Source organism: Catenibacterium sp. CAG:290 (assembly GCF_000437715.1).
GTDB lineage: Bacteria > Bacillota_I > Bacilli_A > Erysipelotrichales > Coprobacillaceae > Catenibacterium > Catenibacterium mitsuoka_A.
In genome coordinates, this window is the sequence record NZ_FR898771.1 from 1 (window position 1) to 7,858 (window position 7,858).

A 7,858-nucleotide genomic window follows, 5' to 3' on the forward strand; every position below is an offset into this window, starting at 1 on the left:
ATTATAGGTAGTCTTTTAACGATATTATTTAGTTGCGGAGCATCTGATTATTCATTATTTTTTGATACTATTTTATGCACAAAAAAAGAAGATAATATAATAATTTTTAAAAATGAATTTTATTCAAGTAATATTACTTGGATAAAATTTCATATCTAGTAACTTTCTTGCAATACGATTTTTATTATCTTCTTATTTATTGTATTGCTCTTTTTATATAAAAAGAGCAATTTTAATTACGCTTCAGTTAAAACAAGTGACTTTGAATTTGAATCTGGAAATTATGTATCCTATAAGTTTTCGGCAGATGAAAAGTAGATTTACACAAGTTAAAGATTCTGCAAATTGTTTAGATAGTAAAAATACAAATTAAACATGTAAAAAGGCTGTAAATGCTAATGAGATAGTATATCTTTCTAATCTCATTAATTTAACAGCCTTTTTAATTACTTATTAATATCTGCTTCATCAAATACTTCCGCAATAGAGCTTCCTGGCGCAACCATTGGGAATACCTTATCATCATCATCAATAATACATTCAATAACAACTGGACCATGATAATCCACGGCTTCCTGTAAAGCAGGCATGACTTCTTCTTTCTTAGTGACACGAATGGCTTTACAGCCTAATCCTTCTGCTACCTTACAGAAGTCTACCTTATCATGAAGTACTGTTGCACTATAGCGTTCACCATAGAATAATGTCTGCCACTGTCTTACCATTCCAAGTACATGGTTATTAAGTACTACTTCAATGATTGGGATATTGTAACGTGATGCAGTAGCTAGTTCATTGAGGTTCATACGGAAACATCCATCCCCTGCAATATTGAATACTAACTGATTAGGACAGCCATATTTAGCTCCCATTGCAGCACCTAGTCCATAACCCATAGTACCAAGTCCACCAGAACTTAAGAACTGTCTAGGACGTCTATAGTGATAGTACTGTGCTGCCCACATCTGGTTCTGACCTACTTCAGTTGTGATAATAGCCTGAGAATCAGTAAAGTTATCAATCTGTTCAATCACATATGGACCAGTTAATCTAGACTGATCATAAGTTAAAGGGTAACGATCCTTTAATGTACGTACTTCCTTCATCCATCCTGGATGGTTCTGTTGTGTTAAAGTTAAATTAATAGCTTCAATAACATCTTTTGCATCTCCGACAATACCTAAATCAACAGGCACATTCTTATCGATTTCTGCATCATCGACATCAATATGAATAATCTTCGCATTCTTCGCAAATGTATCCACATTACCAGTAATACGGTCACTGAAACGTACACCAATCGCAATCAATAAATCACATTCTGATACACCGATATTACTTGCTTTAGTCCCATGCATTCCTAACATCCCTGCATAACGTGGATTAGTGCCATCATAAGCCCCTTTACCCATTAATGTATCAGTAACTGGTGCATCGATTTTTTCTACAAATTCTTTTAAAGCTGCACTCGCCTGAGAAGCAATACATCCACCACCGACAAATACGAATGGCTTTTCTGATGCTTCAATCATTTCTACAGCTTTCTTAATAGAAGTTGTAGGGAATGTATAATTACGGCTGCCAATGACATCTGGCACCTTTTTAGTATATTCACATGAACCTACAGTCGCATTCTTAGTCATATCGACTAATACTGGACCAGGACGACCTTCTTTCGCAATCTGGAATGCTTTACGAATAGTTGGAGCCAATTCTTCTGGTGATTTACAAATAAAGTTATGTTTAGTAATAGGGATAGTTACACCCTTGATATCAATTTCCTGGAAGGCATCTTTACCTAAGGCATTGACACCTACGTTGGCAGTTAAAGCGACTAAAGGAATAGAATCCATCATGGCTGTCGCAATACCTGTGACAAGGTTAGTGGCACCTGGTCCACTTGTTGCCATACAGACACCCACTTTACCAGTGGCACGTGCATAACCATCAGCTGCATGAGACGCACCCTGTTCATGAGATGTAAGGACATGATGAATCTTATCCTGATATTTATATAAACTATCATAGACTTCTAGGATTGCCCCTCCTGGATAGCCAAAGATAGTATCAACGCCCTGTTCAAGAAGGCTTTCTACTACAATGTCCGATCCTTTCATTAACATTTTTGGATTCTCCTCCTTTACTTATCATTTGGCTGTAATACAGCTCCAGTATTGGCACTTGTTACCTGTGCAGCATAACGTCTTAAGTAACCTGTAGTGATACGAGGTTCTCTTGGCTGCCATTTAGCACGACGTGCTTCTAATGTAGCATCATCTACAGCTACATTAATCTTATTATTTGGAATATCAATAGAGATCATATCTCCTTCTTCAATTAAAGCGATAGGTCCTCCTACTGCTGCTTCAGGAGATACATGTCCAATAGACGCCCCTCTAGTTGCTCCTGAGAAACGACCATCTGTAATTAATGCAACATCTTTATCAAGTCCCATACCAGCGATTTCACTTGTAGGAGATAACATTTCTCTCATACCAGGACCACCTTTAGGACCTTCATAACGAATAACAACAACATCACCCTTGACAATCTTACCAGCACGAATTGCCTTGATTGCATCATCTTCACTATCAAATACTCTGGCTGGTCCAGTATGTGTCATCATTTCAGGTGCGACTGCCGCTGCCTTAACAACACAGCTATCAGGTGCAATATTACCCTTTAATACCGCAATACCACCTGTTTTCATATAAGGGTTATCAACAGGACGGATGATTTCTGGATCTAAGTTTACACATCCTGCAATATTTTCTTTAATAGTCTTACCAGTACATGTGATTCCTGTTGTATCTAAGATACCTAATGAATCAAGTTCATTCATGACTGCATATACGCCACCGGCATCATCTAAATCTTCCATAAATGTAGAACCTGCTGGTGCTAAGTGACAAAGGTTTGGTGTATATTTAGAAATTTCATTCGCAATTTCAAGATTTAATTCAACACCTGCTTCATGTGCGATAGCTGGTAAATGAAGCATTGAGTTTGTAGAACATCCTAAGGCCATGTCCACTGTCATCGCATTCTTGAAGGCAGCTGGAGTCATGATATCTCTTGGTTTGATGTTCTTTTCTACTAATTCCATGATCTTCATACCAGCATGTTTTGCAAGTCTGATACGTGCTGAATAAACAGCTGGAATAGTTCCATTACCACGAAGACCCATACCGAGTGCTTCTGTTAAACAGTTCATAGAGTTCGCTGTATACATACCTGAACATGAACCACATGTTGGACATGCTTTTTCTTCAAATTCTTCAAGATGAGCCGCATCTAGAGTACCTGCATTGTATTGACCAACTGCTTCAAATAGTGAAGAAAGACAAGTCTTCTTACCATTTAATTTCTTACCTGCAAGCATTGGTCCACCTGATACAAAGATAGTTGGAATATTTAAACGAGCCGCTGCCATTAATAAGCCTGGAACGTTCTTATCACAGTTAGGAATCATGACAAGACCATCAAACTGATGTGCTGTTGCCAGACATTCTGTACTATCTGCAATTAATTCTCTTGTAACGAGTGAATATTTCATACCTGTATGGTTCATCGCAATACCATCACATACTGCAATCGCAGGTACTTCAACTGGTACACCACCCGCTAAATAAACACCTTTCTTAACTGCTTCACTGATCTTATCTAGATTCATATGACCAGGAACAATTTCATTATATGAACAAACTACCCCGATTAGAGGTCTTTCTAATTCTTCTTCTGTCATGCCTAAGGCATTGAAGAGTGAACGATGAGGTGCACGTTCTACTCCCTTTTTTACATTATCACTTCTCATATTAGCCTCCTAAAGTCTTTCTACTACAGCATCACCCATCTGTGATGTAGATACTTTTGTCATTCCTTCTTTATAAATATCAACTGTACGGATATTATCCGCAAGAACCTTTTCTACTGCTTTTTCAATACATGCTGCTTCTTCATCCATATCAAATGAATAACGTAGCATCATAGCGGCACTTAAGATAGTCGCAAGTGGATTCGCAATATTCTGTCCTGCAATATCAGGTGCACTGCCATGGCTTGGTTCATACATACCTAGACTGTCTTCACGAAGTGAAGCACTTGATAACATACCAATAGAACCAGTAACCATAGATGCTTCATCACTTAAGATATCCCCAAACATATTCTCAGTGAGGACCACATCAAACTGTGCTGGATCTTTGACTAACTGCATGGCACAGTTATCTACAAGCATATGTTCTACTTTTACTTCTGGGAAATCCTGAGCCACTTCATTCACAATCTTACGCCATAAGCGAGATGTATCTAAAACATTGGCTTTATCCACACTTGTAAGTTTCTTACCACGTTTCATCGCAATTTCAAATCCTCTTTGTGCGATACGTCTAATTTCATGTTCTGAATAAACTAGATTATCATGAGCCACTAATTCACCATTGATTTCTTTTGTGTTTCTTTCACCAAAATATAAACCACCAGTCAATTCTCTTACGATAATCATATCAAAACCTGCTTCTGATGTGCTTTCCTTTAATGGACATGCACCTGCAAGTTCTTTATATAAATAAGCAGGTCTTAAGTTTGCGAATAAACCTAATTCTTTTCTAATCTTTAACAATCCTGCTTCTGGTCTTAATGTAGGATCTAATTTATACCATGGAGATGTATTAGTATCTCCCCCAATAGAACCTAATAATACAGCATCACTGTTTTTTGCGACTTCTAATGCCTCATCAGTTAATGGGACTCCATAAGCATCAATAGAACAGCCTCCCATGAGGATATTCTTGTAGTTGAATGTATGATTATATTTCTTTGCGATGGCATCAAGTACCTTAATTGCTTCATTCACAATTTCAGGACCGATTCCATCACCTTTAATAACCGCAATATTCTTTTCCATATCCTCTATCCTTTCTTATTATTGACATAGTTTACAAGACCACCCTGTTCAATAATCTTCTGCATGAATGGTGGGAAAGGCTGACCCTGATATTCTGTATTCTTAGTGAGGTTATAAATCTTACCTGTTTCATAATCTACTTTTACTTCATCGCCATCATCAATACCATCTACGGCTTCTGGACATTCAAGAATCGCAAAACCGATATTAATAGAGTTACGATAGAAGATACGTGCAAAGCTTTTTGCGATAACACAAGATACACCTGCTGTCTTTAATGCAAGAGGGGCATGTTCTCTTGATGAACCACAACCAAAGTTCTTCTTTGCGACAATAATATCACCAGGCTGAACTCTTTCTACAAATGTAGGATCTAAGTCCACCATAGCGTGACTTGCTAATTCTTTGGCATCAAATGAATTAAGATATCTTGCTGGAATAATAACGTCTGTATCAACGTTATCACCATATTTAAATACTCTACCTTTAGCTTCCATTAGTTATTACCTCCGAATTTTTCTGGATTTGCGATATAACCTGCAATCGCACTTGCAGCTGCTGTTTCTGGAGATGCAAGATAAATTAATGATTCTACATCACCCATACGTCCAACGAAGTTTCTATTTGTAGTAGAAACACACTTTTCACCTTTCGCAAGTACACCCATATGACCACCCATACATGGACCACAGCTTGGTGTATTGACAGCACATCCTGCTTCTACAAATGTTTCTAGAATACCTTCTAGGATACACTGTAAGTAAATCTTCTGAGTCGCTGGTACAACCATCACTCTCACATTATCAGCGACTTTCTTACCTTTAAGAATAGCGGCTGCTTTTCTTAAGTCTTCCATACGACCATTTGTACATGATCCAATAACAACCTGATCAATATAGATTTTATCCATTGCTTCAATTTCATCCACTGTCTTTGCATTACCTGGAAGATGAGGGAAAGCAACAGTTGGTCTAATAGCAGATAAGTCTACATCTACCACTTCTTCATATTCAGCGTCTTTGTCTGCTTCATAGATCTTATATTCACGTTTAGCATGTTTATCTAAGTATTCAATAGCGGCTTCATCAACAGGGAAGATACCGTTCTTAGCTCCTGCTTCAATAGCCATATTACAAATAGTAAAACGATCTGCCATAGATAATTCTTTGACACCCTCACCAGTAAATTCCATTGATTTATATAAAGCTCCATCTACACCAATACGTCCAATAATATGTAAAATAACATCCTTACCAGATACATATTTTGGTAGTTTGCCATGAAGATTAAATTTAATGGCTGAAGGTACCTTGAACCATAATTGTCCAGTCGCCATACCTGTCGCAATATCAGTTGTTCCTACACCTGTAGAGAAAGCACCAATAGCCCCATAAGTACAAGTATGTGAGTCTGCACCAATGACAGCATCTCCTGCCACAACAATGCCGCTTTCAGGTAAAATAGCATGTTCTACACCACATTTACCCTGTTCCATATGATGTGTTAATCCCTGCTCACGAGAGAATTCTCTGATTGCCTTTGAGTTCTCTGCAGATTTAATATCTTTATTAGGTGTAAAGTGATCTGGCACTAAAACAACCTTATCTTTATCAAAGACCCTATCAGCCATTTTCTTAAAGATTGGTAAAGCCATAGGTCCTGTAATATCATTTGCCATTACAATATCTACATTTGCTTCAATTAATTCACCTGCATGAACTTCTTTTACTCCCGCATGATCAGCTAAGATCTTCTGCGTCATTGTCATTCCCATTATATATAATCCTCCTCAAGTTATTTTTGAATGTTGTAAAGAGAAAGTACCGTAGTACTTCCTCTTTACAACACACAAAGTGTGTGTGTTGCTTAGTGATTAGTTATTTAAAAGCTTATCTTCATCAGACCAAGAATATAATGAACGGATATCAGCACCTACTTTTTCACATTCATGTTCATTGTGTAACTGTCTCATTGCTTTGAAGTGAGCCTGTCCACCTGCTGCTGACATTTCAAGTAAGAATTCTTTAGCGAATGAACCATCCTGGATATCAGCTAATACTTTCTTCATTGCTTTCTTAGTGTCTTCAGTGATTAATTTAGGACCAGTGATATAGTCACCATATTCTGCAGTATTAGAAATAGATTTTCTCATACCTTCGAAACCTGACTGGTAGATTAAGTCTACGATTAACTTCATTTCATGGATACATTCAAAGTATGCATTCTTTGGGTCGTAACCAGCTTCTACTAATACTTCGAAACCAGTCTGCATTAACTGACATACACCACCACAAAGAACTGCCTGTTCACCAAATAAGTCTGTTTCAGTTTCAGTTCTGAATGTAGTATCTAATAGACCAGCTCTTGCACCACCGATTGCAGCACCATAAGCTAATGCATAATCATGAGCCTTACCAGTGTAATCCTGTTCAACTGCTACTAGACAAGGAGTACCTTTACCTGCCTGATATTCTGAACGTACTGTATGACCTGGAGCTTTTGGCGCAATCATAGTTACATCAACGTTCTTTGGTGGAACGATCTGATTGAAATGAATATTGAAACCATGAGCGAACATTAACATATCGCCTTCGTTTAAGTTTGGTTCGATAGCTTCTTTGTAAAGCTTAGCCTGTAATTCATCAGGAATTAATACCATGATGATATCTGCCCAAGCAGCTGCATCAGCAGATGTCATAACCTTAAGTCCCTGTTCTTCTGCTTTCTTCCAAGACTTAGAACCTTCATATAGACCAACAACAACGTCTACTCCAGATTCTTTAAGGTTTAATGCATGTGCATGTCCCTGAGAACCATAACCGATGATAGCAACCTTTCTACCATCTAATAAAGATAAATCACAGTCTGTGTTGTAATAGATTTTAGCCATATTTATTTACCCCCTATTTTTCTTAGCTTTCATCTTTTCTATATCAAAATCATCTAGTCCTC

The 7,858-nt window shown here is 37.6% G+C and carries 6 protein-coding genes; all 6 read right to left on the reverse strand.

The genetic code is table 11. The features are described from left to right. Positions 1-446 precede the first annotated feature (446 nt). The 6 genes from ilvB to ilvC all read right to left on the reverse strand — a co-directional run bounded on the left by ilvB (position 447) and on the right by ilvC (position 7,796). Positions 447-2,123: a biosynthetic-type acetolactate synthase large subunit gene (ilvB, locus tag QVO42_RS01345; RefSeq protein WP_022424397.1), complete on the reverse strand. Its 1,677-nt coding sequence runs from the start codon at positions 2,121-2,123 to the stop codon at positions 447-449. Positions 2,124-2,140: 17 nt separating this feature from the next. After that, positions 2,141-3,814 carry a dihydroxy-acid dehydratase gene (gene ilvD, locus QVO42_RS01350; protein WP_022424398.1) on the reverse strand — a complete coding sequence of 558 codons (1,674 nt, stop codon included), beginning with the start codon at positions 3,812-3,814 and terminating at the stop codon, positions 2,141-2,143. A gap of 9 nt (positions 3,815-3,823) precedes the next feature. Beyond that, positions 3,824-4,906, reverse strand: a complete 1,083-nt coding sequence (gene leuB / locus QVO42_RS01355) for a 3-isopropylmalate dehydrogenase (protein WP_022424399.1) — start codon at positions 4,904-4,906, stop codon at positions 3,824-3,826. 5 nt (positions 4,907-4,911) lie between these two features. Continuing rightward, positions 4,912-5,403, reverse strand: coding sequence for a 3-isopropylmalate dehydratase small subunit (leuD, locus tag QVO42_RS01360; RefSeq protein WP_006505167.1), 492 nt, complete (start codon positions 5,401-5,403; stop codon positions 4,912-4,914). Beyond that, the gene (gene leuC, locus QVO42_RS01365; RefSeq protein WP_022424400.1) at positions 5,403-6,680 is read right to left on the reverse strand and encodes a 3-isopropylmalate dehydratase large subunit; all 1,278 of its coding nucleotides are present in this window, start codon (positions 6,678-6,680) and stop codon (positions 5,403-5,405) included. The genes leuD and leuC overlap by 1 nt, the downstream gene beginning before the upstream one ends. A 99-nt stretch (positions 6,681-6,779) precedes the next feature. Further along, positions 6,780-7,796 (reverse strand): ketol-acid reductoisomerase, encoded by a 1,017-nt coding sequence (ilvC, locus tag QVO42_RS01370; RefSeq protein WP_006505165.1) that lies wholly within the window; start codon positions 7,794-7,796, stop codon positions 6,780-6,782. Between the last annotated feature and the right edge of the window lie 62 nt (positions 7,797-7,858).

What these genes read in the sequence shown, in the direction of transcription:
- ilvB (WP_022424397.1), bottom strand. Translation starts at nt 2,123, where the DNA reads ATGTTAATGAAAGGATCGGACATTGTAGTAGAAAGCCTTCTTGAACAG.
- ilvD (WP_022424398.1), bottom strand. Translation starts at nt 3,814, where the DNA reads ATGAGAAGTGATAATGTAAAAAAGGGAGTAGAACGTGCACCTCATCGT.
- leuB (WP_022424399.1), bottom strand. Translation starts at nt 4,906, where the DNA reads ATGGAAAAGAATATTGCGGTTATTAAAGGTGATGGAATCGGTCCTGAA.
- leuD (WP_006505167.1), bottom strand. Translation starts at nt 5,403, where the DNA reads ATGGAAGCTAAAGGTAGAGTATTTAAATATGGTGATAACGTTGATACA.
- leuC (WP_022424400.1), bottom strand. Translation starts at nt 6,680, where the DNA reads ATGGGAATGACAATGACGCAGAAGATCTTAGCTGATCATGCGGGAGTA.
- ilvC (WP_006505165.1), bottom strand. Translation starts at nt 7,796, where the DNA reads ATGGCTAAAATCTATTACAACACAGACTGTGATTTATCTTTATTAGAT.